We start from the raw sequence: 25,120 nt of genomic DNA, 5'->3' as shown, positions 1-25,120 counted from the left end.
TGATTCGCTCGCTCATGCCTTCTCCACCCGGACCGCGCAGATCTTGAATTCCGGCATACCGGAGACCGGGTCGACGGCGTCGTTGGTGACCGAGTTGGCGCGGGCCGCGCCCGGCCAGTGGAACGGCGCGAAGACGGTGTCCGGCCGGATCGTTGGGCTGAGCCGGGCCGGCGCCCGCAGCTCGCCCCGGCGGGAGACGACGCGCACCTCGTCGCCCCCGGCCACGCCAAGCCGGTCGGCCAGGTCCGGGTGCAGCTCGACGAAGCCCTCCGGGGCGGCCCGGCGCAGCGCGTCGACCCGCCGGGTCTGCGCGCCGGACTGATAGTGGGCGAGCACCCGGCCGGTGGTGAAGTGCAGCGGGTACTCCGCGCACACCTCCTCCGCGGCCGGTCGGTGCGTCACCGGGTGGAACCGGGCCCGCCCGTCCGGGGTCGGGAAGGACTCGGTGAAGAGCCGGGGGGTGTCCGGCCCGTCCGGGTCGGGGCAGGGCCAGAAGACACCCTCGTCCCGTTCGACCCGCTCCCAGGTCACCCCGGCGTAGTCCGCCGGCCCGCCGGCCGAAGCCCGGCGCAGTTCCTCGAAAACGGCGCGCGGATCGGCCGGGAAGCCGTGCCCGCCGGCCGCGTTGCCCCCGCCGCTGGCAGCGGGCCCGGGCGTTGGGAAGGGGTCAGTGCGGTGCGGAGTGCGATGACGAAGGGCCCCAGCGTGCAGTCGGGCGGCCAGGCCGGCGAGGACGGCCAGGTCGGTGCGGACCCCGGGCGGCGGCTCGCGCAGCGCCCGCCGGCGGAGCACTCGACCCTCCAGGTTGGTCATCGTGCCGTCCTCCTCGGCCCACTGCGCGACGGGCAGCACCACGTCGGCCAGGTCGGCCGTCTCGGAGCGCACGAAGTCGGCCACCACGAGCAGGTCGAGGGCGCGCAGCCGGGACTCGACCCGGGCCGCCCGGGGCGCCGACACCACCGGGTTGGAGCCGAAGACCAGCAGCGCCCGGGGGCCGGTCGCGGTGCCGAGCGAGTCCAGCAGGGCGTACGCGGGCACCCCGGGCCCGGGCAGGTCGTCGGCGGGTACGCCCCAGACCCGCGCCACGTGCTCTCGGGCCGCCGGGTCGTCGATCCGCCGGTACCCGGGGAGCTGGTCGGCCTTCTGCCCGTGTTCCCGCCCACCCTGGCCGTTGCCCTGCCCGGTGAGGCAGCCGTACCCGGAGCCGGGGCGGCCGGGCAGGCCCAGGGCGAGCGCCAGGTTGATGAACGCGCTGACCGTGTCGACGCCCTTGGCGTGCTGTTCCGCGCCCCGCGCGGTGAGGATGATCGCGCGGTCCACGGTGGCGAGCGCCCGAGCGGTCGCCTCCAGGTCGGCCACCGGTACCCCGGAGAGGCGTTCCACCTCGGCCGGCCAGTACCCGGCCACGGTCCGCCGGACCTCGTCGAAGCCGCTGGTCCGGTCGGTCACGTACGTCCGGTCGAGCCAGCCCTCGGTGAGCGCCACGTGCAGCAGTGCGTTGGCCACCGCCAGGTCGGTGCCGGGCAACGGCTGCAGGTGCCGGTCGGCCTGCCGGGCGGTGGCGGTGAGCCGGGGGTCGACCACGATCAGTTGGCCGCCCCGGGCGCGCTGGTCGGCGAGGTGCCGCAGCAGCGGCGGCATGGTCTCGGCCGGGTTCGCGCCGACCAGCAGCAGGGTGTCCGCCCGGCCGAGGTCGGCGAGGGGGAAGGGCAGCCCCCGGTCGACGCCGAAGGTGCGCAGCCCGGCCGCCGCGGCCGAGGACATGCACCAGCGGCCGTTGTAGTCGATGTGCCGGGTACGCAGCGCCACCCGGGCGAACTTGCCGAGCGCGTACGCCTTCTCGTTGGTCAGCCCGCCACCGCCGAAGACCGCGACCGCGTCCGGCCCGTGCCGGTCCTGGACGGCGCGGATCCCGGCGGCCACCCGGTCGAGGGCCTCGTCCCAACTCGCCGGGCGCAGCGGCGCGCCGGGCCGGTCCCGCAGCAGCGGGGTGGCCAGTCGGTCGGGGTGGTCGAGCAGTTCGGCGGCGGTCCAGCCCTTCTGGCACAGCCCGCCCCGGTTGGTGGGGAAGTCGCGGGGCACGACCTCGATCCGCCCCTCGGCCTCGCGCAGCACCATGCCGCACTGGAGCGCGCAGTACGGGCAGTGCGTGGCGACCTCCCGGCGATGAACCCCCGGTCGCGTCGTCACGCGGGCACCCTGTGTCATGCCGGGAAAGCGTGCCGGCGGGCGGTTTCCGGTCCGGGTCCCGTCTGTTTCGGTCCTGTCAAGAGCGCCTCACACCGCACGGGAGTGACGGACCGGATGGTCAGGTTTAGAATATGAGACGGAAATCCTGAATAATGGGAGGCGCGATGAGTGTGGCGGACGCGTTCGACGCGGTGGCGGGGAGCTACGACGAGGCCCGGCGCCGGCTGGTGCCCTGCTTCGACGCCTTCTACGGCACCGCGGTCCAGGTCGCCGCACCGCCGCTGCGGGCGGCGCACGCGTCGGGGCGTACCCCCGAGGTGCTGGACCTGGGCGCGGGCACCGGCCTGCTCTCCCTGTTGGTCGCCGCGGCGGTGCCGGGCGTCCGGCTGACCCTGGTCGACGCCGCCCCGGGCATGCTCGCGGTGGCCGCCGGCCACCTGGCCGCCCGGGGGGTGCCGCACCGGACGGTGCTCGCCGATCTGACCGACCCGCTGCCCGCCGGCCGCTACGACGCGGTGGTCTCGGCCCTGGCCATCCACCACCTAGCCGACGACGGCAAGCGGGCGCTCTACCGGCGGGCGGCCGAGACGCTGGTGCCCGGTGGGGTGTTCGTCAACGCCGAGCAGGTCGCCGGCCCGACCCCGGCGCTGGACCGGCGCTACGACGAGGTCTGGACGGCCCGGATCACCGAGCTGGGCTCGGACGCCGAGGAGATCGCCGCGGCCCGGGAGCGGATGCGGCACGACCGGCCGGCGCCGGTGACCGACCAGTGCCGCTGGCTCACCGACGCCGGCCTGGCCGACGTGGACTGCTTCTTCAAGGAGTGGCGGTTCGCCGTCTTCGGCGGCCGCCGCCCGTGACGGTCGGCGCGGCTCGACCGCCGCGTCGAGGCCGGCCAGCCTGAGTGCCCACGGGGGGTGTCCCGTCCGCCCCGCCCGTGCCCCGGTGTCCGGTTCGCCGACGGGCGCGAGTGGGGATGACTGCTGGTCATACCAGTGGGTAATCTGTCCGGCATGACCGCCAAGGTGACGTTGTCGTTCTCGGACGAGACGATCGAGGAGGCGCGCCGGTTCGCCAAGCGGGAAGGGCTCTCCCTCTCCGCCTGGATGGACCAGGCCGCCCGGGAGAAGGCGCTGCGCGAGGTCTTCACCGCGCACGCCGCCGCCGTCGGCCGCGCCGGCCTGGATCTGGAGTCCGCGGCCCTGGCCGACGCCCAGGAGGCCGCGATGGTCGACGACGCCCTCTTCGGCGGCGGACGTCCGCGTGCTGCGTAGGGGAGAGATCTGGCGCATCTCCGGCGCCCGGGAACGGCTCGGACTGGTGATCAGCTCCGACGTCTACAACTCCACCGACGTACCGATCGTGATCGTGGCCGAGGTGGTCGAGGAATCGTTGCTGCGGGACTCGCCCCTCGCGGTGGCCATGGGCGGTTACGTGGTGATGCCCGACCGGCTCTCGTCGCCCATGAAGAAGTGGTTCACCGAGTGCGTGGACGTCGCCGACACCGAGACCATGCAACGGGTCGGCCGGGCGCTGCGCATCCTCCAGGAGCTCTGACCGGCTCACCGCCGGCTCCCGGCGGACGTGCGGTCTCCGTTTCCGGCCCGACCCGGGACGGGCACGGCCGGGAAACCAGGCGTTCCTAGCGTCCCCCTCGTCATCGACGAGGAGGAGTCGCCGTGAGCACGCTCGCTTCCCCCCGGGCCCCGGCCCCCGACGCCGGGCGCCGGCGGTCGATCACCGACTGGCGCCCCGAGGACCCCGGGTTCTGGGACACCGCCGGGGCCCCGATCGCCCGCCGCAACCTGTACGTCTCGATCTTCGCCGAGCACGTCGGCTTCTCCGTGTGGAGCCTCTGGTCGGTGACGGTGCTCTTCCTCGGCCCGGAGTACGGTATCGACCCGGCCGGGAAGTTCCTGCTCACCGCCGTGCCGGCCGCGCTGGGCGCGGTGCTGCGGCTGCCGTACACGCTGGCGGTGGCCCGGTTCGGCGGGCGGAACTGGACCGTCGTCAGCGCGCTGCTGTTGCTGGTGCCGGCGGTGCCGATGGCGCTGCTGATCGAGCCGGGGGTGTCGTACTCGACACTGATGGTGCTGGCCTGCCTGAGCGGGGTCGGCGGGGGCAACTTCGCCTCGTCGATGGCGAACATCAACCTGTTCTTCCCGGACCGGCTCAAGGGCCGGGCGCTCGGGCTCAACGCCGGCGGCGGGAACCTCGGCGTGCCGGCGGTGCAGCTCGTCGGGCTGGCCGTGCTGGCCACCGCCGGGGCCGCGTACCCCCGGCTGGTGCCGGCGGTCTACCTGCCGCTGATCGTGCTCGCGGCGCTCGCCGCGGCGCGCTGGCTGGACAACGTCCCCGGGGCGCGCAACGAGCCGGGGGCGCTGCGCGCCGCCGCCCGCGACCCGCACACCTGGGTGATGTCGCTGCTCTACGTGGGCACCTTCGGCTCGTTCATCGGCTTCGGGTTCGCCTTCGGCCAGGTGCTCCAGCTCCAGTTCCACGACCGGTTCCCGACTCCGGTCGACGCCGCCTGGCTGACCTTCCTCGGGCCGCTGATCGGCTCGCTGATCCGGCCGGTCGGCGGCCAGCTCGCCGACCGGCTCGGCGGAGCCCGGGTCACCTTCTGGAACTTCGCGGCGATGGCCGTGGGCGCCACGCTGGTGCTGTACGCCGCGCGCGAGCGGTCGTTCCCGCTCTACCTGGTCGGGTTCCTGGCGCTCTTCGTGTTCTCCGGGATCGGCAACGGGTCGACGTACAAGATGATCCCGGCGATCTTCCGGGCCCGGGCCGCCGCCGAGGCGGAGCGGACCGGAGAACGGGCGGCGGCCGAGCGCCGCAGCCGGCGGCGGTCCGGGGCGCTGATCGGCATCGCCGGGGCGGTCGGCGCCTCGGGCGGGGTGCTGGTCAACGTGGCCTTCCGGCAGTCCTTCCTCGCCGCCGGGACCGCGGACGCGGCCTACCTGGCCTTCATCGGCTGGTACGCGCTCTGCTTCGCGGTGACCTGGGTGGTGTACCTGCGGCCGGGGCCACGTAAGCTGTCCGGCGTGTGACCTGCGCCATGGTGGAAGCGCGGGCCGCGCGGGGAGCACCCCGTTTTGACCTGCCGCCGGGCGGCCGGGTATCGTTGCCTGCTGTTGTACGACATTCAGAGGCGTGCCGCATCAGGTACGCTTGGTCGTTCGTGCGCGCCTGGTCACCTCGGCGCGCGACCCCAGACCGACGACGAGACAAGGTAGACCTGTGCGTACGTACAGCCCGAAGCCGGGTGAGATCGAGCGTCAGTGGCACGTCATCGACGCCTCTGATGTCGTGCTGGGCCGCCTCGCGACCCACGCCGCCACGCTGCTGCGTGGCAAGCACAAGCCGACTTTCGCGCCGCACGTCGACACGGGCGACTTCGTCGTCATCGTGAACGCGGGCAAGGTCGCGCTGACCGGCAACAAGCGCCAGCAGAAGATCGCTTACCGCCACTCCGGTTACCCGGGTGGTCTGAAGCAGGTCGGCTACGAGGAGCTGCTCACCAAGCGTCCCGAGCGGGCCATCGAGCTGGCCGTGAAGGGGATGCTCCCGCACAACAAGCTCGGCCGTCAGATTCTCAAGAAGCTGAAGGTCTACGCCGGTGCCGAGCACCCGCACGGCGCGCAGCAGCCGGTGCCGTTCGAGATCAAGCAGATCGCGCAGTGAGCGCGGGCGAAGGAAGCAGCATGACCGACATCACCGCCACCGAGGTTGCCCCTGAGGCCACCGAGGCGCCGGCGCCCGTCGCCCGCGCGCCTCGTGGCGACCGCCCGATCCAGACCGTGGGTCGGCGCAAGGAGGCCATCGTCCGGGTTCGCATCGTCCCCGGCAGCGGCAAGATCACCTGCAACGGCCGTGACCTCGAGGCCTACTTCCCGAGCAAGGTGCACCAGCAGCTGATCAAGGACCCGCTGGTGACCGCCGAGAAGGCCGAGGCGTTCGACGTGATCGCCAACCTGCGGGGTGGCGGCACCACCGGCCAGGCCGGCGCGCTGCGCCTCGCCATCGCCCGGGCGCTGATCGTCAGCGAGCCGGACGACCGCCCGGCCCTGAAGAAGGCCGGCTTCCTGACCCGTGACGCCCGGGTCAAGGAGAGCAAGAAGTACGGCCTCAAGAAGGCCCGTAAGGCTCCTCAGTACTCGAAGCGCTGATCATCAGCAGCGCCTTGTACTTCTGACGGACGGCCGGGTCCGCCTCCTCTACGGGGAGGTGGCCCGGCCGTTCGCTTTTCCTCTCCTCGCAACGGCAGTTCCTTCGGAGGTTGGCGGGTATGGGTCGGTTGTTCGGCACGGACGGCGTACGCGGGCGGGCGAACGCGGATCTCACCCCGGAGTTGGCGCTCGCGGTGGCGGTCGCCGCCGCGCACACACTCGCCGAGTCGGACAAGAGCCATCCGCCGCTCGCCGTGGTCGGCCGGGACACCCGGGCCAGCGGCGAGATGCTGGAGGCCGCGGTGGTGGCCGGGCTCACCAGCGCCGGCGCCAACGTGGTACGCGTCGGCGTGCTGCCCACCCCGGCGGTGGCGTTCCTCACCGCGGAGGCCAAGGCCGACCTGGGCGTCATGCTCTCCGCCTCACACAACCCGATGCCGGACAACGGGATCAAGCTCTTCGCCGCCGGCGGGCACAAGCTGCCCGACGAGATCGAGATGCGGATCGAGGCGGCGGTCGAGGCGAACGCCACCACCGCCTGGGAGCGGCCGATCGGCGCCGGGGTGGGCCGCGTGCACGACCTGCTCGACGGCGCCGACCACTACGTCCAGCACCTGGTCGGCACCGTGCCGCATCGGCTGGACGGGATCAAGGTGGTGGTCGACTGCGCCAACGGCGCGGCCGCCGAGGTCGCCCCGGTGGCGTACCAGGAGGCCGGCGCCGAGGTGATCGCGATCTGCGCCGAGCCGGACGGGCTCAACATCAACGACGACTGCGGCTCCAACCACCTGGACGCGCTGCGGGCCGCCGTGGTGGAGCACGGCGCGCACCTGGGCATCGCCCACGACGGCGACGCCGACCGGTGCGTGGCGGTCACCGCCGACGGCGACGAGGTCGACGGCGACCAGGTGATGGCGATCCTCGCCCTGGCCATGCGGGAGGCCGGCGCGCTGACCGAGGACACCCTGGTCGCCACCGTGATGAGCAACCTCGGCCTGAAGCTCGCCATGTCCGCCGAGGGCATCCGGCTGCTCGAGACCAAGGTCGGCGACCGGTACGTGCTGGAGGAGCTGCGCGCCTCCGGGCTGGCCCTGGGCGGCGAGCAGAGCGGCCACATCGTCATGCCCGCGTACGCCACCACCGGCGACGGGGTGCTCACCGGGCTGCACCTGATGTCCCGGATGGCGGCCACCGGCAAGTCGCTCGCCGAGCTGGCCGCCGTGGTCACCAAGCTGCCGCAGGTCCTGATCAACGTGCCGGTGGGCGACCGGACCGTGGGCTCCGCCGCGCCAGCCGTCCGGGCCGAGGTGGAGCGGGCCGAGGCCGAGCTGGGCGAGACCGGCCGCGTGCTGCTGCGCCCCTCCGGCACCGAGCCGCTGGTCCGGGTCATGGTCGAGGCGGCCACCGAGACCACCGCCCGGTCCGTGGCGGAGCGGATCGCCGAGCAGGTACGCACCGCCAGCCCGGCCGGCTGACCGCCGTTCCGGCCTCGCTCAGGGGGCCGGGCGGGCGCCGGCTGACACCGCTGTCTGTCTCCTGTGGAGCCGAGTCGTTGACGACATCAGCTCCAAAGGGAGAGAGGGGCGATGGTCCCGGCGGCTCGGGCCATCCTGGCGACCAGCTCCAGCCGGGCGGCGAGCAGGTGCCCCCGCCGCGCCCGGGACGCCCGGTGGTCAGCGCGGCGGCAGCCGGCGCAGGAAGCGGTCGGCCAGGTCGACCACCTGGTCGGCGTCCAGTTCCAGCGCCGGGGCGGCCACCGTCACCTCGGCCAGCGCGATGCCGGGCACCTCGGTGTCCCGCCAGCCGCCGACGAACCAGGCCTTCTCCTCCTCGGCGAGCGCGAGGTTGGCGGCGTTGAGCGCGTCCGCCGGGTGCGGCAACCAGAGCCGGAACTGGTGCGTGTGCGGGGGCGCCGGGTGCACCCGGGCGCCGGGCAGGGTGGCCAGCGCCGTCGCGACCACCTCTGCGTGCGCCACGTAGCCGGCGAGCCGGGGCAGCTCGTGGGTGAGGCCGGCGAGCGCGGCCAGGGCGGCCGGCGACTGCTGGAAGAGGTTTCCGCCGTAGCGGTGCCGCCAGGCCCGGGCGTAGCGGACCAGCTCGGCGGAGCCGGCCAACGCCGCACCGGAGTGCCCGCCGAGGGACTTGTAGAACGAGACGTACGTGCTGTCGGCCAGGGCGGCGACCTCGGCCGGTGAGCGTCCCAGGTGGACGGTGGACTCCCAGAGCCGGGCACCGTCCAGGTGCACCCGGGCGCCCCGTCGCCGGGCCGCCTCGACCACCGCGACCAGCTCGTCCCAGGTCGGCAGGACGAACCCGGCGTCACGCAGCGGCAGCTCCAGCAGCAGCGTGCCGATCGGCTCGTCGAGCCCGGCGATCTCCTCGGCGGTCGGGTTGCGCGGCGCGTCCGTGGTGCGTACCGGCCGCAGACCGCCGAGCACGGCGGGCGCGTCCCGCTCGTGCAGCATCGGGTGACTGAGCGGGTGCAGGCCGACGCCGTTGCGTCCGGTCAGCTCGGCGCCGTACCGCATGGCGACCTGCTGGGCCAGCGTGCCGGTGGGGAAGAAGGCGACGGCCTCGGCGCCGAGCAGTTCACCGACGCGGCGTTCCAGCTCCTCGACCGCCCCGCCCTCGCCGTAGAAGTCGGGCAACAGGTCGTCGGTCGTGATCGCCCGGAGCGCCTCCAGCTGCTCGGCCACGGAGGCCGGCGGCCTGCCGGAGAGCACCGTGTCGCAGCTGCGCTGCGCCGCCATCCGGCGTAGCCGGCCGGCGTTCGGGTCGGTCATCGGTTCCCCTTCAGTTGGCGCAGCCGGTCCACCGCCTCGGTCAGCACCTCCGGGCGCTTGCAGAAGGCGAACCGGACCAGCCGCCGCCCCGCCTCGGCATCGTCGTAGAAGACCTGGTTCGGCACGGCCACCACACCGCAGCGCTCCGGCAGCGATCGGCAGAACTCGACCCCGTCCCGGCCGCCGAGCGGGGAGACGTCGGCGGTGACGAAGTATGTGCCCTCGGGGGCGAGCACGTCGAACCCGGCGTCGGTGAGCCCGGCGACGAGCTGGTCCCGCCGTCGCTGCAGGCCGTCCCGGAAGTCGGTGAAGTAGGCGTCGGGCAGGCCGAGCGCCAGCGCGACGGCCGGTTGCAGCGGCCCGGCGTTGACGAAGGTGAGGAACTGCTTCACCCGCAGCACCGCGGAGACCAGTGGGGCGGGCCCGCTCACCCAGCCGACCTTCCAGCCGGTGCAGGAGAAGGTCTTGCCGGCCGAGGAGATGCGCAGCGTCCGCTCCCGCATCCCGGGAAGCGTCGCCAGCGGTACGTGCGGGGCGGCGGCGTCGGTGAAGACCAGGTGCTCGTACACCTCGTCGGTGACCGCGTACGCGCCGTGCTCCTGGCACAGCTCGGCGACCAGGGCCAGCTCGTCGCGGGTGAACACCTTGCCGGTCGGGTTGTGCGGGGTGTTCAGCAGCACCAGCCGGGTACGCGGCCCGAACGCGGCGCGCAGCTCCGCCGGGTCGACGGCGTACCGGCCGTCGGCGGCGGGACGGAGCGTGACCGGGCGGCGGACGGCACCGGCCAGCGCGATCGAGGCCGCGTACGAGTCGTAGTACGGCTCGAAGCAGACCACCTCGTCACCCGGCTCGCAGAGGGCGAGGATGCTGGCGGCGATCGCCTCGGTGGCGCCGGCGGTCACCACGATCTCGCCGTCCGGGTCGTACGTCAGATCCCAGAAGCGGCGCTGGTGGGCCGCGACGGCTGCGCGCAGCGCCGGGATCCCCGGGCCCGGCGGGTACTGGTTGTGGCCGGAGCGGAGTGCCTCGGCGGCCGCCGCGAGCATTTCCGGCGGGCCGTCGGTGTCCGGGAAGCCCTGGCCGAGGTTGACCGCCCCGGTGCGCACGGCCAGCGCGGACATCTCGGCGAAGATGGTGGTGCCGAACGGCCGCATCCGGGCCACCAGCGGATCGGTCGTCGTCACGCGGGCCAGCCTACGGCCCGGCGCCCGCGTCGCACGACTCGCCGGTCTCACCACCCGAAGCAGGTCGCTATCGCTCCCGACGAGCTCGAATCCCGGGAGACGACCTTCCCGTCGATGGTGATCTGGCAGGTGATCGGGTCGCCGCCCCGGTTGGCGGGCAAGGCGACGATCTGCACCCGCTGCCGGTCGTTGGCGGTGAATGCCAGCCGCCACGGCGACTGCACCTCGTCGACCTGGAGGAAGTCGCCGTTGGCGTCGTAGAACTGGACGTTCACCGCTTCGGTGCCGGTCACCTCGTACACCACCTCGAACCGGCCCGGCCCGCCCGACGGGGTGGTGGCGGGGCTCGGTTGCCCGGCGGTGGCGTCCTCCTCCGGCTCGCCGTAGCCCGGGTCGCCGTAGGGCTCCCCGGACGTCACCGGATCACCGAACGAGTTGCCGAGCACGCCCAGGCCGACACAGCCGCAGAAGAGCAGCACCAGGACGGTTGCCACCCCGACGATGATCGCCGCGATCTTGCCGCCGTTCGTCCGGGTCGGCGGCATCCCCGGGTACGCGTACGGCGGCGGGTAGCCGGCCGGGGGCCAGCCGGGTGCGGCGTACCCGGGCCAGGGGTGAGCCGGCGGCGGGACCGGGGTGACGGGCGGGACGGCCGGTCGCGGCGCGTCGGCGGAACCCGGCGGCCCGGTGCGGGCCGGGTCGGCGGTCGCGTCCGGCTGGCCGGTGTTGCCCGGCGTCCCGATGCCGCCCGCCGTGCCCGCCCCGCCCGTCGGGCCGGGTGTGCCGGTCGAGCCGGGCGACCAGGGGGTCGGCGACCACGGCGCCTGCGGCACCCAGGGCTGGGGGCCGGCGAGCGGATCGGGTGGTGTCCAGGGCGCGGGCGCCGGTGGGGTGGTGGGATCGGTGTGGCCCCCGTCGGCCGACGGCTGGGGGGTCGGCGTTGGCTCGGACATCAGGTCAGCTCGCAGGGGGACGGGTGCCCAGCGCCTCGCGCATCCGCTTGATCTCAGCGCCCTGCTCCACGGTGACACTGCTGGCCATCTCGTTGAGGACGCCGTCGACTCCGAGCGCCAGCACCTCGCCCGCCATGTCGATCGCGCCCTGATGGTGCTCGACCATCATGGTGACGAACATCCGGTCGAACTCGGCGCCCCGGGCGGCGGTGAGCTGATCCAATGCCTCCGCTGACTGCATGCCGGCCATGCCGTGCTGGTGGCCGGGGCCGGAGTTCCGGTTCAAACCCCGGTCCGTCAGCCAGGTCTCCAGTGTCTTGATCTCCGGTTCCTGGGCCGCCAGGATCCGGTCCGCAATGATCTTGAGCTGCGGGTTCTTTCCCCGGTCCGCCACCAGCTTGGCCATCACGAGCGCCTGCTCGTGGTGCGGAATCATCATCGTCACGAACCGGACGTCGGCGTTGTTGTACGACGGGCGCGGCACGGGCGGCATCTCATTTGCCGGGAGGGTCTTCGCCGGCTCGCCGGGAGCCCCGGGCAGCAGCACCGGTGCGGTTGCCTTCGGCAGGCCGGGCAGGGCGAGCGATTCGGGCGGGCTCGCCTTCGCCGCCGGTTTCGGCTGGTCGTCGGGCCACCAGACGACCGCCGCGGCCCCGGCGGCCACCATGGCGAGCACGGCCAACTCGACCAGCACAATCGCCCGCGACCGTCCAAAAAGAGATCGGAACCGTACACCTAGCACAACTCGACTCCCGCCGTCCGCCCGAGGATGGCCGGGATCGTAACGCGGCGTTGACCTGCACCGGGAAGATCGCGGGCAGCGAAAAGGTTCGATTGGTCCCACCTGCGGTTATTCGTGCCGTCGCACCGCCACCACATTCACTGAACCGTGACCACAAGCGAGCGTTTAGTGTGAGCTGGGTCACAATCTTGTCTCGAACGCCAGGTTATCGTCCCGACACCCTGCTCAACCCGATGACGAAGGGTGTCCATATGTTCCAAGCAACCCCACGAGGGAGCCGAAGGCTGACCGTCAGCCTTGCCGCCACAGGCGCCCTTTTCCTGACCACCGTGGTGGCTGCGGCGCCGGCGAGCGGCGCCACCGATTCCACCGAGAACACCGACATCTGCGAATCGTTCCGGGCGGCCGGGGACAACTTCGCCGAGTACTGCATCGGCGAGGAGGCGGCCAACGACGTGGCCGCCACCAACACCATCCCGGGCGTCGACGAGATCGCCAGCACCGCGAACCTCCGGCAGATCGCCAACATCCCGAAGTTCGGCGGGTTCGCCAGCGAGGGGACGTACAACTCGGACCTGGCGTTCCAGGGCAACTACGTCTTCGCCGGCAACTACGCGGGCTTCAACGTCTTCGACGTCAGCAACCCCAGCTCGCCTCAGGTGGTCAGCCAGGTGGTCTGCCCCGGCTCGCAGGGCGACCCGTCGGTCATCGGCAACCTGCTGTTCTTCGCGGTCGACCAGCCGAGGACCGACGACTCGTGCAGCAGCGCGGTCGGTTCGGTGAGTCAGGAAAGCTCCTGGGAGGGCGTCCGGATCTTCGACATCAGCGACAAGGCGAACCCGCGGTACATCAAGTCGGTCCGGACCGACTGCGGTTCCCACACGCAGACGCTGGTGCCGAGCAAGGACGGCAAGAACGCCTACATCTACGTCCAGTCGTACGGCCCGCCCTCGAACGGCAGCGGGGCGTACTGCAAGCCGCCGCACGACAAGATCTCGATCATCAAGGTGCCGCTGGACAACCCGACCGCTGCCGCGGTGGTGGCCACCCCGGTTCTCTTCCCGGGAGCCACCGGCGCCAACTCCACCAGCGGCTGCCACGACATCACCGCCTACCCGGAGCTTGACCTGGCCGCCGGCGCCTGCATGGGCGATGGCGTCCTGATGGACATCTCCGACCGGGAGGCGCCGCGGATCATCAGCCAGGTCCGGGACACGAACTTCGCGTTCTGGCACTCGGCCACGTTCAACAACGCCGGCAACAAGGTCATCTTTACCGATGAGCTCGGCGGCGGCAGCAGCGCGATCTGCACCAGCAGCTACCGGACCAACCAGGGCGCGGACGCGATCTACGACATCGTCGGCTCCGGTGCCGACCGCAAGCTGGTCTTCAAGAGCTACTTCAAGATCCCGCGGCTGAACACCACCCGAGAGAACTGCGTTGCGCACAACGGCTCGCTGATCCCGGCCATGGGCCGCGACATCATGGTCCAGGCGTGGTACCAGGGCGGCATCTCGGTGATCGACTTCACTGACTCGGCCAACCCGGTCGAGCTCGCCTACTGGGAGCGGGGCCCGCTCTCGGAGACCCGCAACATCCTCGGTGGGGCCTGGTCGACGTACTACCACAACGGATACATCTACTCGAACGACATCCAGAAGGGCCTCGACGTCCTCAAGCTGGACGACCCGCGGACGAACAACGCCCGGGCGGTCGCGTTCGAGGAGCTGAACGTGCAGACCCAGCCCAGCTACCCGGCCTGCACCACCGTCCTGACCAACAGGCAGAACGGTGGGCTCGACATCAAGTCCGGCATCACCTGCCTCGACGGGGTGACCGTCAACGGCGCCACCAAGGTCGCGCCGGGCGCCGGTCTGATCGCCTTCAACTCGACCCTCAACGGCTCGGTCGCCGCGACCGGCGCCTCCGTGGTGTCGATCGTGGAGAGCAAGGTGAACGGCTCGGTGGACGCCATCGGCGGCACCGTGCGGGACAGCGCGGTCACCGGATCGGTGAAGACGAGCTGACCCACCGGCACACTCAAGGCACGACAGCTCCGGCCCGGCGGCTCCGCCGGGCCGGAGCCCTTTTGTTTCCGGCCACTGGCCGTGGCGCCCGAAGCGGGGGGCTGGCGGGTGGGCCCTCCCATGCGTCGCTCGTTGGTGGGGATTTGTCCGATCCTTGCCCTCTGACCATCAGTTCGCTCAGATTCAGTGATTGTTTACCCGGCTTCCGAGCACGCGTGGTGAGCGAAACTGGGTTAGGCTGCGGACCATGTGTGGAATCGTGGGTTACGCCGGCGCGCGCCCGGCGCTCGGCATCGTGCTGGACGGACTGCGGCGGCTGGAGTACCGCGGCTACGACTCGGCCGGGGTGGCCGTCGTCTGCGACGACGAGCTGCTGATCGAGAAGAAGGCCGGCAAGCTGGCCAACCTGGAGAAGGTCCTGGCCGAGCGCGCGGCCACCGATCCGGAGTCCTGCGCGGCCAGCCCGATCGGCATCGGCGACGGCACCACCAGCATCGGCCACACCCGCTGGGCCACCCACGGCGGGCCGACCGACCGCAACGCCCACCCACACCTGTCCCCCGACGGCCGAGTCGCCGTGATCCACAACGGCATCATCGAGAACTTCGCCCGGCTCCGCGCCGAACTGGAGGCCGAGGGCGTCGAGTTCGCCAGCGACACCGACACCGAGTGCGCCGCCCACCTGCTCGCCCGGTCGCTGGCCGGCCTGCGCGCGGCGGGCGAGGTCGACAGCCCGCAGCTGCTCGCCTCCGCCATGCGGCTGGTCTGCCAGCGGCTGGAGGGCGCGTTCACCCTGCTCGCCGTCGACGCCGGGATCCCCGGCGCGGTGGTCGGCGCCCGGCGCAACTCGCCCCTGGTCGTCGGCCGTGGTGACGGCGAGAACTACCTGGCCAGCGACGTGGCCGCGTTCATCGAGCACACCCGCGACGCGGTCGAGCTGGGCCAGGACCAGATCGTCCTGATCACCCCGGACGACATCGAGATCACCGACTTCGCCGGCCAGCCCGCCACCGGCAAGGACTTCCACATCGACTGGGACTCCTCCGCCGCCGAGAAGGGCGGCTACGACTGGTTCATGCTCAAGGAGATCGAGGAGCAGCCGCAGGCCATCGCCGACACGCTGCTCGGCCGGCTCACCGAGACCGGTGAGATCGCCCTCGACGAGGTCCGGCTCAGCGAGCAGGACCTGCGCGACGTCGACAAGATCTTCATCGTCGCCTGCGGCACCGCCTACCACTCCGGCCTGGTCGCCAAGTACGCCATCGAGCACTGGACCCGGATCCCCTGCGAGGTGGAGCTGGCCAGCGAGTTCCGCTACCGCGACCCGGTGCTGGACCGCTCCACGCTGATCGTGGTCATCTCGCAGTCCGGTGAGACCATGGACACCCTGATGGCCCTGCGCCACGCCAAGGAGCAGAAGGCCCGGGTGCTCGCCATCTGCAACACCAACGGCTCCACCATCCCGCGCGAGTCCGACGCCGTCCTCTACACCCACGGCGGCCCGGAGATCGCGGTCGCCTCGACCAAGGCATTCCTCACCCAGCTCGTCGCCTGCTACCTGATCGGCCTGCACCTGGCCCAGGTACGCGGGATCAAGTTCGCCGACGAGGTGGGCGCGGTCGTCGAGCAACTCCAGGAGGTGCCGGGCAAGCTGCGCGAGCTGCTCGACCGGATCGAGCCCGTCCGGGAGCTCGCCCGTGACCTGAAGTCCGAGCCGACGGTGCTCTTCATCGGCCGGCACGTCGGCTACCCGGTGGCGCTGGAGGGCGCGCTGAAGCTCAAGGAACTGGCGTACATGCACGCCGAGGGCTTCGCCGCCGGCGAGCTGAAGCACGGCCCGATCGCACTGATCGACAAGGGCACCCCGGTCATCTGCATCGTGCCGTCGCCGATCGGCCGGGGCATGCTGCACGACAAGGTCGTCTCCAACATCCAGGAGGTACGCGCCCGGGGCGCCCGCACCATCGTGATCGCGGAGGAGGGCGACCAGGCGGTCGTCCGCTACGCCGACCACCTGATCTACGTGCCGCGGGTGCCGACGCTGCTGGCGCCGCTGGTGACCACGGTGCCGCTCCAGGTGCTCGCCGCCGAGATCGCCGCCGCGCGCGGGCACGATGTCGACCAGCCGCGCAACCTGGCCAAGTCGGTCACGGTCGAGTAGTCCACCCCGGCCAGGCCCCTCCGCTCCCGGGTGGAGGGGCCGCGTCGTCTCCGTACCCGCCGCGCTCATCGGCCCAGCACGATCCGGGCCATCCCGTCCAGCGCCGGGTTGCCGGGCTCCCAGTAGCCGGTGTGGCCGTACCGGCCGCTGGGGAAGCGCCGGCCGCCGAAGCCGGGGTCGCTCGGGTCGCGCCCGAACCACAGCCCGGGATCGTGCCGGTCGAGCACCGCCGCCACCGGGCCGAGGGGCGTCCCCGCCAGCACCGCCCGGCGGGCCAGCTCGTCCGGCGGCCGGGCCAGCCGGATCACGTCGTCCGGCGCGGTGCTGGCCCAGACCTGCCCGGGCGGCATCCGCAGCTCGCTCGCGTGGTCGACCCCGGCACCGGGGGAGCCGACGAAGACCAGCGCATCGGCGCTCAGCCCGTGGTCGCGGGCGGCGGTGCCGACCACCAGCGAGCCGTAGCTGTGGCCGAGCACGGTCTGCCGGGCCGGCGGGCCGTCGTGCGAGGCGCGCAGCCCTTCCTGGAACCGGTGCAGCGCCGGCCCGGCGTCCTCCGCCTGCCGGGCCCCGGCCGCCTCGAGCAGGTGGTCCGGCGCGTCGTAGTCCAGCCAGAGCACGGCCGCCGTCTCCTCGCCCGGGCCGAGCGCCGTGCACCGCTCCAACACCCGCGCGGCCCGGCCCAGCTCGCCGGGGGCGTCGGCGAGGTCCGCGGTCATTCCAGGGACGTACGTCAGCACGGCTGCCGCCCGGTCCGGGTTGCCCAGCGCCACCACCGCGCGCCCGTCCCCGGCCGGATCGAGCCCGAGCAGGTACGCCCGGGGCGCCCTCGCCTCGTCCAGCCGCTCGGTGAGCCCGTCGAGGCCGCGCAGGGCCGCCTCCAGCCGGGCGAGCCGGGCCAGCCGGGCCAGCTCGGGCGGCCCCAGCGGCAGCGGACGCAGCAGCCCCACGCGGGCAGCGACCAGCCCCGCCCGCCGTTCGCCCAGCAGCAGCCGGTTGGCCTGATCCCGGGCTGCCACCGGCACCCCGTCGAGGTGACCGATGCGGGCCGGCTCGTGGCCGACCAGCCAGCGGCGCTCGGCCGGGGTGAGCCCCGCCCACCAGCGGCTCACCTCAGCCGGCCCGGCGCCGGGTGCCGGTCGCGCGCCGGGCGGGACGCTCACCCAGCCGGTGGCCGCCGCCGTGCTGAGCTCGCCCAGCCGGGCGGCGGCCTCCCGGTCCGCGCCACCGGCCAGCGCCAGTGCGGCCCGCAGCTCGGCCGCCACCTGGGCGACCCCCGGCCCGGCCGGGGCGCGGCGCGGGTGGGCCGGATCGGGCCGGACCGCACCCACCCGGTCCACCAGCAGGCCGCCCGCGTCGGCGTGCGCCACGGCGGCGGCGAGCCGGGCCTTCGCCGTGGCGAGCCGGGCGGCGAACTCGGCGAGCACCTGGTCGACCTCGACCAGCGCGGGCAGCACGTCGGTCAGTGCGCCGCGCAGCGCCCCGATCCGGCCCTGCGCCGCGCCGGCGGCCCCGCCGGACCAGCCGGGCCGCAGCGCGGCCACTCGGGCGTCCAGCCCGTCCGCCCGCTGCCGGACCGGGCCGACCAGCCCCCGCCAGGCCGCCCCGCCCCGGGTCCAGGCACCCGGGTCGGCTGCCCAGAGCTGGGCGTATCCGACCGGAGCGGAGGTATCACCGGCCGGAACCCGCGCGCCGGATGCGGACCCCGGCCGCGCGGCCTCCCGGCGCAGGGTCGGCGCGTCGCCCGGGCCGGCCGGACCGGGTCGGGCGGGCGTGGAGCGGGCTGCCGAGGTGCTGGCGGGGCCCGTCACCGGGGGATCCCGGCCAGCCGGCGGGCGGCCCGCTCGTCGGTCGCCTGGTAGCCGTCGGCGGCGCCGCGGACCGCGTCGGCGGTGCTCGCCACCCGGGCGGCGAGCGCCCCGGACCACCGGTGCACCGCTGCCTCCAGCTCGGCCAGCGCGGCCCCGGCCCGCCAGCCGTCGGCCGGCACCACCAGCCCCGGCGTGCCGGCCAGCCCGTGTGCCAGCCGGTACGCGTCGTCGCCCAACTGCCGGGCGACCCCGCGCAGCAGCTCCGGCTCGACGGTGAACGGCTCCTCGGTCATCGGCGGACTCCCCCGGACAACGGGCCGCCGGCGGGGCTCACCGGCGGCGGAACCAACGGTCGCCTGCAGGACCAGGCAACCGGGACGCTAGGCGTCGTCCGCGCACCCCCACCGGCCCTGTGGACAGCCGGCGGCGGCCGTACCCCCGGGTTGTCCACAGGCGTTGTCCACCGCGCAGCCGGCGGCTAATGTGCGGCCGCGACCGCCGGTAGGGTGAGGTCCGTGATCGTGGCTGTCGGCATCGACGTCGTGCTGGTGGACCGGTTCGCCCGGGCCCTGGCACGGACCCCGCTGCTCGCCGACCGCCTGTTCACCGAGGCCGAGCGGTTCACCCGCTCCGGCAACCCGCGCTCGCCCGAGTCGATGGCCGCCCGGTTCGCGGCCAAGGAGGCGGTGGCCAAGGCGCTCGGCGCGCCGGGCGGGCTGCGCTGGCACGACTGCGAGATCGTGCCGGATCCGGACGGCCGGCCCTGGCTGACCGTCTCCGGCACGGTGGCCGCCGCCTCGGCCGACCGCGGGATCAACCGCTGGCATCTGTCGTTGTCGCACGACGGCGGGATCGCGTCGGCGATGGTGGTCGCGGAGCGGTGAGGCGACCGGCGGGCTGGCCGGCCCGCCTGGCGAAACAACGGACGGGACGGGGTGGCATGAGACCGGTGTGGCGGGTCGCGGACGTACGCGCGGCGGAGGCCGGCCTGCTGGCCACCCTGCCGCCCGGGGCGCTGATGCAGCGGGCCGCCGCCGGGCTGGCCCGCCGCTGCGCCCTGCTGCTCTCCGATCGGGGCGGCGTCTACGGTGCCCAGGTGCTGCTGCTGGTCGGCTCCGGCGACAACGGCGGCGACGCCCTGTACGCGGGCGCGCACCTGGCCCGCCGGGGCGCCGCGGTTTCGACTCTGCTGCTCAGTCCCGGCCGGGCGCACGCCGAGGGGCTGGCCGCGCTGCGGGCCGCCGGCGGGCGGCTGGTGGACCGGCCGCCGGCCGTGGTGGACCTGGTGCTGGACGGCATCGTCGGGATCGGCGGCACCGGCGGGCTGCGGGAGACCGCCGAGCAGCTCGCGGCGAGCCTGGCGGGGCGCTCCGGGCGGGACGGTGCCCGGGCCACCGTGGTGGCGGTGGACGTGCCGAGCGGCGTCGCGGTGGACACCGGCTACGTGCCGCTCACCGCCTCCGGCCGCCCGTGCGCGGTGCGCGCCGACGTGACGGTCGCCTTCGGGGCGTTGAAGCCGGCCCTGGTGGTCGGCCCGGCCGCCGCGCTCGCCGGGCACGTGGACCTGGTCGACATCGGGCTGGGGCCGTGGCTGCGCGGGACCCCCGCGCTGCGGGTCACCGAGTGGTCGGACGTGGTCGACTGGTGGCCGCGGCTCGGCCCGTCCTCGGAGAAGTACAGCCGGGGCGTGGTCGGCGTGGCGACCGGCTCGGCCACGTACCCCGGGGCGGCGGTGCTCTCGGTGGGCGGCGCACTGGCCGGTCCGACCGGCATGGTCCGGTACGCGGGCGGGGCCCGCGCGGAGGTGCTGCACCACCACCCGTCGGTGATCGCCACCGGCCGGGTCGCCGATGCCGGCCGCGTGCAGGCCTGGGTCTGCGGCTCCGGGTTGGGCACCGGCGAGGAGGCCGCCACGGAGCTGCGGGCCGTGCTCAGCGCGCCGGTGCCGGCGGTGCTCGACGCCGACGCGCTCACCCTGCTGGTCGACGGCGCGATGGCGGACCTGCTGCGCAAGCGGGACGCGCCGATCGTGGTGACTCCGCACGACCGCGAGTACGCCCGGCTCTGCGGAGAGACCCCGGGCGCGGACCGGGTGTCGGCCGCGCTGCGGCTGGCCGCCTGGATGAACGCGGTGGTGCTGCTCAAGGGCGACCGGACGATCATCGGCACCCCGGCCGGCCGGGCGTACGTCAACCCGACCGGCACCCCGGTGCTGGCCACCGGGGGCACCGGCGACGTGCTGGCCGGGCTGCTCGGCGCGTTGCTCGCGGCCGGGCTGCCCGCCGAGCGGGCGGCCGCCGCGGCGGCGTACCTGCATGGGCTGGCTGGCCGGGAGGCGGCCCGGGGTGGTCCGGTGACCGCACCCGACGTGGCCACCGCGCTCCGCCCGGTGATCGCCCGCCTGGGCTGACCGCGGCGGCCCACCGGCGCGGCCGGCGGACGGGTGTGTCCGCGGGCGTGCCAGCGGGCGGACCACGCGGCTCCGGGCCAGGGTGATCACCGGCGGAAGTAGGCTGGGGGCATGTGGCAGTCGGAGGTGCGCGTCGACCTGGACGCGATCCGGGAGAACGTGGCCCACCTGAGGGCGGGCACCAGCGCCGAGCTGATGGCGGTGGTGAAGGCCGACGGGTATGGCCACGGCATGGTGCCGGCCGCCCGCGCCGCGCTCGACGCCGGCGCGGACTGGCTCGGGGTCTGCACTCTCGACGAGGCGCTCAACCTGCGCCAGGCGGGGATCACCGCGCCCGTGCTGGCCTGGCTGCTCGCGCCGGGGCTGCCGTTGCACGACGGCGTCGCGGTCGGCGTCGACCTGGGCTGCGCCAGCCTCGCCCAGCTCGACGAGATGATCGAGGCGAGCGGCCGGGCGGAGCGCCCGGCCCAGGTGCACCTGAAGATCGACACCGGCCTGGCGCGCGGCGGGGCTACCGTCGCCGACTGGCCCGCCCTGCTGGAGGCCGCCGCGAAGGCCGAGGCCGACGGCCTGGTCGAGGTGGTCGGGGTGTGGAGCCACTTCGCGTACGCCGACTCGCCCGGCCACCCCACCATCGACCGGCAGCTTGCCGTCTTCCACGAGGGGCTGGCCATGGTCGAGAAGGCGGGGCTGCGCCCCCGTTACCGGCACCTGGCCAACTCGGCCGCCACCCTGACCCGCCAGGACACCCACTTCGACCTGGTCCGCCCCGGTCTGGCGGTCTACGGCCTGTCCCCGGTGGCCGGCGAGCAGTTCGGGCTGCGCCCGGCGATGACCGCCCGGGCCCGGGTGATGCTGACCAAGCGGGTCCCGGCCGGCACCGGCGTGTCGTACGGCCACACCTACCTCACCGAGCGGGAGGCCAACCTGGCCGTCATCCCGCTCGGGTACGCCGACGGGGTGCCCCGGCACGCCTCGAACACCGGTCCGGTGCAGCTCGGCGGCAGGCGGCGGACCATCTCCGGCCGGGTCTGCATGGACCAGTTCGTGCTGGACTGCGGCGACGACGAGGTGGCGGCCGGCGATGTGGCGACCCTCTTCGGCAGCGGCGCGGCCGGCGAGCCCACCGCCGACGACTGGGCCGAGGCGGTCGGCACGATCAACTACGAGATCGTGACCCGGTTCGGCGGGGTCCGGGTGCCCCGCGTCTACGACGGCGAACGACCGTGAGCGCGAGGACGCGCGTTCCGGGGCGGCTCGCGTGGGACGCGGCCGAGCCGGAATGCGCGCATGAGCCGGGGTTGCGAGCCCCGCAGTCGCGAACCGAGACAGCACCGTGAGCGGACGCTTCCGTGTCCCGCGGCCGCGGACCGCCGCCGGGCGGGTCGCCGGAGTGGTCGGCGCCGCCGTCGGTGTCGCCGCCGCGGGGCTCGCCGCGGGCGTGGTGAGCGAGCGGGTCCTGACCCGCCGCCTCAAGGCCGACCCCACCGACCGGTACGCGCAGGAGGACTTCGGCCAGCAGCGGTGCGACGAGTCGTTCCTGCTGGAGATGCCGGACGGCACCGACATCCAGGTGGAGGTGGTCGAGCCGACCCGGCCGGTCGCCGGGCACCCGACCGTCGTGCTGGTGCACGGCTTCTGCCTGGACATGGGGACCTTCCACTTCCAGCGCCAGCTGCTCGCCGCCCGGGGCGACTACCGGGTCGTCGCGTACGACCAGCCCGGGCACGGCCGCTCCGGGAAGCTGGAGACCGGCGAGTACGACCTGGCCAGGTTGGGCCGGACCCTGCGCCGGGTGCTCGACGAGGTGGCCCCGGAGGGGCCGCTGGTGCTGGTCGGGCACTCGATGGGCGGCATGACGATCATGGCGCTGGCCGAGCTCTACCCGGAGCTGTTCGGCGAACGGGTGGTCGGCACGGTGCTGATGGCCACCTCGGGCGGCCTGCTCGCCGAGACCAAGCTGGTGGCGCCCGCGCTGCTCGGCCGGGTCGGTGCCCCGATGCTCTACATGATGAGCAACGCCACCCGGTACGGCGGCACGATGATCGACAAGGCCCGGAAGTCGACGTCCAACGTCGCCTGGCTGCTGACCCGCCGGTACGGCTTCGGCACCGCGAAGCCCAGCCCGGCCCTGGTGTCGTACGTCGAGAAGATGAACTCGCGGACTTCGGCCGACACGGTCACCCGCTACCTGCGCACGCTGGCCACCCACTCGCGCTTCCCGGCGCTGGCCGCGCTGGCCGGCACGCCGGTGCTGGTGATCGTGGGGGACAAGGACATGATCACCCCGGTGACCCACTCCGAGGAGATCGTCCGGCGGCTGCCGCACGCCAAGTTCGTGAAGATCCACGACAGTGGGCACGTGGTGATGCTGGAGCACGCCGATGAAGTGAACACGGCACTGGAACAGTTCCTTGCCGAACTCTGATCCTGGAGGCGCGGTGACCGTCGTCGTGGAGCTGAAGACGGTCGACGACACCCACGAGTTCGGCCGCCGGCTGGCCGGCGTGCTGCGCGCCGGTGACCTGCTGCTGCTCAGCGGCCCGCTGGGTGCCGGCAAGACCGCGTTGACCCAGGGCATCGGCGCCGGCCTCGGCGTACGCGGCGACATCACCTCGCCGACCTTCGTGATCGCCCGGGTGCACCGGCCGGACCCGGCCCGCGGCGGGCGGGTGACCCTGGTGCACGCCGACGCGTACCGGCTGGGGGAGTCCGCCGACCCGCGGGCCGAGATCGACGACCTGGACCTGGACGCCTCGGTGGACGAGGCGGTCACCGTGGTCGAGTGGGGCGAGGGGATGGTCGAGCAGCTGGCCGACGCGCACCTGCGGGTCCGGATCGACCGGCGGGAGGACGACACCCGGGTGGTGACGTGCGAGCCGGTCGACGGCGACTGGGCGCAGCGTCTCGCCACCCTCGACTGAGGACTGTCACACCCGGCTCCTACAGTGCCCGGGACCGATCAATCCGGCGAAAGGTTGCCATGCCCCAGGACGCCCCCACCCTCGACCTGCTGGCGCGCCTCCCCGACCCGTGGCGGGCAGCGCTCACCCCGCACCTCGATCCGGCCCGCACCGCCACGCTGGCCGAGTTCGTCGCCGGGGAATACGCGACCCAGACCGTCTTCCCGCCGGTCGAGGACCTGTTCTCCGCCTACCGGCTGTGCGGGCCGGCCGAGTGCCGGGTGCTGATCCTCGGGCAGGACCCCTACCACAGGGCGGGGCAGGCGCACGGGCTCAGCTTCAGCGTGCGCGAGGGGGTGGCGGTGCCGCCGTCGCTGCGCAACGTCTTCAAGGAGCTCGGCGAGGACCTCGGCGTGCCGAAGCCGAGCAGCGGCAACCTGACCGGCTGGGCGGCGCAGGGCGTGCTGCTGCTCAACTCGGTGCTCACCGTCCGGCAGGCCACCCCCGGCTCGCACGCCAACCGGGGCTGGGAGGAGTTCACCGACGCCACCATCCGGGCCCTGGACGCCCTCGACCAGCGGGTGGTGTTCCTGCTGTGGGGCGGCTACGCCCGCAAGAAGGCGGCCCTGGTCACCAACCCACGGCACGTGGTGCTGGAGGCCGGCCACCCGAGCCCGATGAACCCGCGCGGCTTCCTGGGCAGCCGGCCGTTCAGCGCGGCGAACAAGGCCCTCGCCGACGCCGGCCTACCCACCATCGACTGGGAACGCTCCGCCGGCTGACGGTCCGGGCCTGGGCCGCCAGCGCGGCCCGGACCCGGACCGTCATCGACGTAGGGCTATCGCTTCGTGGCGTACGGTAGTAGGCTCGGCCCCGGTTGCGACAAACGGGGAGGAAGCGGTGTCGACGACCATCACCCCGGGCGGCTGGTCGACGGCCCCGGCCGCGCTGGCGGCGAACGCCGACCGGTTCCTCGCGCTGGCCGGCTCCGTCCGGCCCGACGCCATGGTGACCGCCGACTGGACGGTCACCGACACCCTGGCCCATCTGGTGTCGCTGGCCTGGTACTACGTCCGGCTGGTCGACCCGGCCACCGAACCACTGCCGATTCCCGGCCTCGACGAGCAGCTTCCGCTGGTCACCGTCGACACGGTGGCCGACGCCAACGACCTGGTGCTCCGGCACCTGGCCGACCGTGACCCCGCGCGTCTGCTCGACCGGCTGCGCGGGGACGTCGACCGGCTGCTGGCGCGCTGCGCGGGCCGCGGGCCGGACGAGGTGGTGCCCTGGCTCGGCGACGCCCGGGTGCCGCTTGCCGGCCTGCTCGCCCACCTGGTCAACGAGCTGCTCGTGCACGGCCACGACATCGCCCGCGCGGCGCACCGGCCGTGGACCCTGCCACCGCGGGACGCCGCGCTGTTCCTGGAGCTGTTCATGGCCGGGGTGGTCCGGCACGGCTACGGCCGGCTGCTCGACGGCGTCGACCCGCCCCGGCGGCCCCGGATCGTCGTGCGGTTCACCTCCGCCTGGTCGACGCCCCTGACGCTCGTCCTGGACCACGGGCGGGTGCGGTTCGCCGAGCCGGCGGAGCGGCCGGACGTGGCCATCCGTTTCCATCCGCCGACGTTCAATTTGATGATGTTCGGCCGGGTCAGCCGGGCCCGCGCGGTGCTCACCGGCCGGGTCCGGATCGGCGGCCCGCGACCCTGGCTGCTGCCGTCGTTCCTCCGGATCTTCCGCACGCCGAGCTGAGCCCGCCGGCCCACCCGCGTGCCGTCCGGCGGGGAGGG

At 73.8% G+C, this 25,120-nt stretch carries 23 protein-coding genes; 16 read left to right on the top strand and 7 right to left on the bottom strand.

Annotated elements, in window-relative coordinates:
* Window positions 1-12: 12 nt before the first annotated feature.
* Window positions 13-2,208 (bottom strand): molybdopterin oxidoreductase family protein, encoded by a 2,196-nt coding sequence (locus ACGF4F_RS15075; protein ID WP_357438125.1) that lies wholly within the window; start codon window positions 2,206-2,208, stop codon window positions 13-15.
* A gap of 146 nt (window positions 2,209-2,354) precedes the next feature.
* On the opposite strand from ACGF4F_RS15075, the gene ACGF4F_RS15070 reads away from it, so the two are divergent.
* The 7 genes from ACGF4F_RS15070 to glmM all read left to right on the top strand — a co-directional run bounded on the left by ACGF4F_RS15070 (window position 2,355) and on the right by glmM (window position 7,834).
* Window positions 2,355-3,050 carry a class I SAM-dependent methyltransferase gene (locus ACGF4F_RS15070; protein WP_357438123.1) on the top strand — a complete coding sequence of 232 codons (696 nt, stop codon included), beginning with the start codon at window positions 2,355-2,357 and terminating at the stop codon, window positions 3,048-3,050.
* A gap of 153 nt (window positions 3,051-3,203) precedes the next feature.
* Window positions 3,204-3,464, top strand: a complete 261-nt coding sequence (locus tag ACGF4F_RS15065) for a DUF6364 family protein (RefSeq protein WP_265007346.1) — start codon at window positions 3,204-3,206, stop codon at window positions 3,462-3,464.
* On the top strand, window positions 3,454-3,747 hold the full coding sequence (locus ACGF4F_RS15060) for a type II toxin-antitoxin system PemK/MazF family toxin (protein WP_357438120.1): 294 nt from the start codon (window positions 3,454-3,456) through the stop codon (window positions 3,745-3,747). Before ACGF4F_RS15065 ends, ACGF4F_RS15060 begins: the two co-directional genes overlap by 11 nt.
* 122 nt (window positions 3,748-3,869) lie before the next feature.
* Window positions 3,870-5,240 (top strand): MFS transporter, encoded by a 1,371-nt coding sequence (locus tag ACGF4F_RS15055; protein WP_393077775.1) that lies wholly within the window; start codon window positions 3,870-3,872, stop codon window positions 5,238-5,240.
* A 190-nt stretch (window positions 5,241-5,430) separates the two neighbouring features.
* Window positions 5,431-5,874, top strand: coding sequence for a 50S ribosomal protein L13 (gene rplM / locus ACGF4F_RS15050; protein WP_073834885.1), 444 nt, complete (start codon window positions 5,431-5,433; stop codon window positions 5,872-5,874).
* Between the two features lie 20 nt (window positions 5,875-5,894).
* Window positions 5,895-6,359: a 30S ribosomal protein S9 gene (rpsI, locus tag ACGF4F_RS15045; protein WP_030501567.1), complete on the top strand. Its 465-nt coding sequence runs from the start codon at window positions 5,895-5,897 to the stop codon at window positions 6,357-6,359.
* Between the two features lie 119 nt (window positions 6,360-6,478).
* The gene (gene glmM, locus ACGF4F_RS15040; protein WP_357438115.1) at window positions 6,479-7,834 is read left to right on the top strand and encodes a phosphoglucosamine mutase; all 1,356 of its coding nucleotides are present in this window, start codon (window positions 6,479-6,481) and stop codon (window positions 7,832-7,834) included.
* Window positions 7,835-8,032: 198 nt separating this feature from the next.
* Here the strand turns inward: glmM and ACGF4F_RS15035 are convergent, their stop codons facing one another.
* Genes ACGF4F_RS15035 through ACGF4F_RS15020 form a run of 4 tightly spaced genes read right to left on the bottom strand, consistent with a single transcriptional unit; the run spans window position 8,033 to window position 11,973 of the window.
* On the bottom strand, window positions 8,033-9,142 hold the full coding sequence (locus tag ACGF4F_RS15035) for a beta-eliminating lyase-related protein (protein WP_357438112.1): 1,110 nt from the start codon (window positions 9,140-9,142) through the stop codon (window positions 8,033-8,035).
* Window positions 9,139-10,326 (bottom strand): pyridoxal phosphate-dependent aminotransferase, encoded by a 1,188-nt coding sequence (locus ACGF4F_RS15030; RefSeq protein WP_357438109.1) that lies wholly within the window; start codon window positions 10,324-10,326, stop codon window positions 9,139-9,141. Before ACGF4F_RS15030 ends, ACGF4F_RS15035 begins: the two co-directional genes overlap by 4 nt.
* A 47-nt stretch (window positions 10,327-10,373) precedes the next feature.
* Window positions 10,374-11,279: an MmpS family transport accessory protein gene (locus ACGF4F_RS15025; RefSeq protein ID WP_357438106.1), complete on the bottom strand. Its 906-nt coding sequence runs from the start codon at window positions 11,277-11,279 to the stop codon at window positions 10,374-10,376.
* Window positions 11,280-11,283: 4 nt separating this feature from the next.
* On the bottom strand, window positions 11,284-11,973 hold the full coding sequence (locus ACGF4F_RS15020) for a DUF305 domain-containing protein (RefSeq protein ID WP_357438104.1): 690 nt from the start codon (window positions 11,971-11,973) through the stop codon (window positions 11,284-11,286).
* A gap of 299 nt (window positions 11,974-12,272) precedes the next feature.
* Here ACGF4F_RS15020 and ACGF4F_RS15015 point away from each other — a divergent pair, with 299 nt between their 5' ends.
* Both ACGF4F_RS15015 and glmS read left to right on the top strand, forming a co-directional pair.
* Complete coding sequence (locus tag ACGF4F_RS15015; protein ID WP_357438102.1) at window positions 12,273-14,048, top strand: hypothetical protein; 1,776 nt, start codon at window positions 12,273-12,275, stop codon at window positions 14,046-14,048.
* A gap of 247 nt (window positions 14,049-14,295) precedes the next feature.
* Window positions 14,296-16,209 (top strand): glutamine--fructose-6-phosphate transaminase (isomerizing), encoded by a 1,914-nt coding sequence (gene glmS / locus ACGF4F_RS15010; protein WP_073834880.1) that lies wholly within the window; start codon window positions 14,296-14,298, stop codon window positions 16,207-16,209.
* A gap of 65 nt (window positions 16,210-16,274) precedes the next feature.
* Here glmS and ACGF4F_RS15005 read toward each other — a convergent pair whose 3' ends face one another.
* Entirely contained in the window at window positions 16,275-18,017 is a 1,743-nt protein-coding gene (locus tag ACGF4F_RS15005; protein ID WP_393077768.1) for an alpha/beta hydrolase, read from the bottom strand.
* The gene (locus ACGF4F_RS15000) at window positions 18,014-18,310 is read right to left on the bottom strand and encodes a type VII secretion target (RefSeq protein WP_357438096.1); all 297 of its coding nucleotides are present in this window, start codon (window positions 18,308-18,310) and stop codon (window positions 18,014-18,016) included. The genes ACGF4F_RS15005 and ACGF4F_RS15000 overlap by 4 nt, the downstream gene beginning before the upstream one ends.
* A 222-nt stretch (window positions 18,311-18,532) precedes the next feature.
* On the opposite strand from ACGF4F_RS15000, the gene ACGF4F_RS14995 reads away from it, so the two are divergent.
* The 7 genes from ACGF4F_RS14995 (at window position 18,533) to ACGF4F_RS14965 (ending at window position 25,082) form a co-directional block, all read left to right on the top strand.
* Window positions 18,533-18,901 carry a holo-ACP synthase gene (locus ACGF4F_RS14995; protein ID WP_073834878.1) on the top strand — a complete coding sequence of 123 codons (369 nt, stop codon included), beginning with the start codon at window positions 18,533-18,535 and terminating at the stop codon, window positions 18,899-18,901.
* 56 nt (window positions 18,902-18,957) lie between these two features.
* Window positions 18,958-20,427, top strand: a complete 1,470-nt coding sequence (locus tag ACGF4F_RS14990) for an NAD(P)H-hydrate dehydratase (protein ID WP_393077763.1) — start codon at window positions 18,958-18,960, stop codon at window positions 20,425-20,427.
* A gap of 111 nt (window positions 20,428-20,538) precedes the next feature.
* Window positions 20,539-21,657, top strand: a complete 1,119-nt coding sequence (gene alr, locus ACGF4F_RS14985; RefSeq protein ID WP_357438091.1) for an alanine racemase — start codon at window positions 20,539-20,541, stop codon at window positions 21,655-21,657.
* A gap of 106 nt (window positions 21,658-21,763) precedes the next feature.
* Entirely contained in the window at window positions 21,764-22,855 is a 1,092-nt protein-coding gene (locus ACGF4F_RS14980; protein WP_357438089.1) for an alpha/beta hydrolase, read from the top strand.
* Between the two features lie 13 nt (window positions 22,856-22,868).
* Window positions 22,869-23,351: a tRNA (adenosine(37)-N6)-threonylcarbamoyltransferase complex ATPase subunit type 1 TsaE gene (tsaE, locus tag ACGF4F_RS14975; protein WP_357438086.1), complete on the top strand. Its 483-nt coding sequence runs from the start codon at window positions 22,869-22,871 to the stop codon at window positions 23,349-23,351.
* A 59-nt stretch (window positions 23,352-23,410) separates the two neighbouring features.
* Window positions 23,411-24,112, top strand: coding sequence for a uracil-DNA glycosylase (gene ung / locus ACGF4F_RS14970; RefSeq protein WP_357438084.1), 702 nt, complete (start codon window positions 23,411-23,413; stop codon window positions 24,110-24,112).
* A 118-nt stretch (window positions 24,113-24,230) separates the two neighbouring features.
* Window positions 24,231-25,082: a maleylpyruvate isomerase N-terminal domain-containing protein gene (locus tag ACGF4F_RS14965; protein WP_357438082.1), complete on the top strand. Its 852-nt coding sequence runs from the start codon at window positions 24,231-24,233 to the stop codon at window positions 25,080-25,082.
* Window positions 25,083-25,120 lie beyond the last annotated feature (38 nt).

Source organism: Micromonospora sp. NPDC047740, assembly GCF_043204735.1.
Lineage (GTDB): Bacteria > Actinomycetota > Actinomycetes > Mycobacteriales > Micromonosporaceae > Micromonospora.
The sequence above is the reverse complement of the archived record's forward strand: the minus strand, read 5'-3'. Positions and strand labels throughout refer to the sequence as shown.

Bases quoted from the DNA above. Each gene is read 5' to 3' on its own strand.
- ACGF4F_RS15075 (WP_357438125.1), bottom strand. From the start codon at position 2,208: ATGACACAGGGTGCCCGCGTGACGACGCGACCGGGGGTTCATCGCCGG.
- ACGF4F_RS15070 (WP_357438123.1), top strand. From the start codon at position 2,355: ATGAGTGTGGCGGACGCGTTCGACGCGGTGGCGGGGAGCTACGACGAG.
- ACGF4F_RS15065 (WP_265007346.1), top strand. From the start codon at position 3,204: ATGACCGCCAAGGTGACGTTGTCGTTCTCGGACGAGACGATCGAGGAG.
- rpsI (WP_030501567.1), top strand. From the start codon at position 5,895: ATGACCGACATCACCGCCACCGAGGTTGCCCCTGAGGCCACCGAGGCG.
- glmM (WP_357438115.1), top strand. From the start codon at position 6,479: ATGGGTCGGTTGTTCGGCACGGACGGCGTACGCGGGCGGGCGAACGCG.
- ACGF4F_RS15035 (WP_357438112.1), bottom strand. From the start codon at position 9,142: ATGACCGACCCGAACGCCGGCCGGCTACGCCGGATGGCGGCGCAGCGC.
- ACGF4F_RS15025 (WP_357438106.1), bottom strand. From the start codon at position 11,279: ATGTCCGAGCCAACGCCGACCCCCCAGCCGTCGGCCGACGGGGGCCAC.
- ACGF4F_RS15015 (WP_357438102.1), top strand. From the start codon at position 12,273: ATGTTCCAAGCAACCCCACGAGGGAGCCGAAGGCTGACCGTCAGCCTT.
- glmS (WP_073834880.1), top strand. From the start codon at position 14,296: ATGTGTGGAATCGTGGGTTACGCCGGCGCGCGCCCGGCGCTCGGCATC.
- ACGF4F_RS15000 (WP_357438096.1), bottom strand. From the start codon at position 18,310: ATGACCGAGGAGCCGTTCACCGTCGAGCCGGAGCTGCTGCGCGGGGTC.
- ACGF4F_RS14990 (WP_393077763.1), top strand. From the start codon at position 18,958: ATGAGACCGGTGTGGCGGGTCGCGGACGTACGCGCGGCGGAGGCCGGC.
- alr (WP_357438091.1), top strand. From the start codon at position 20,539: ATGTGGCAGTCGGAGGTGCGCGTCGACCTGGACGCGATCCGGGAGAAC.
- ung (WP_357438084.1), top strand. From the start codon at position 23,411: ATGCCCCAGGACGCCCCCACCCTCGACCTGCTGGCGCGCCTCCCCGAC.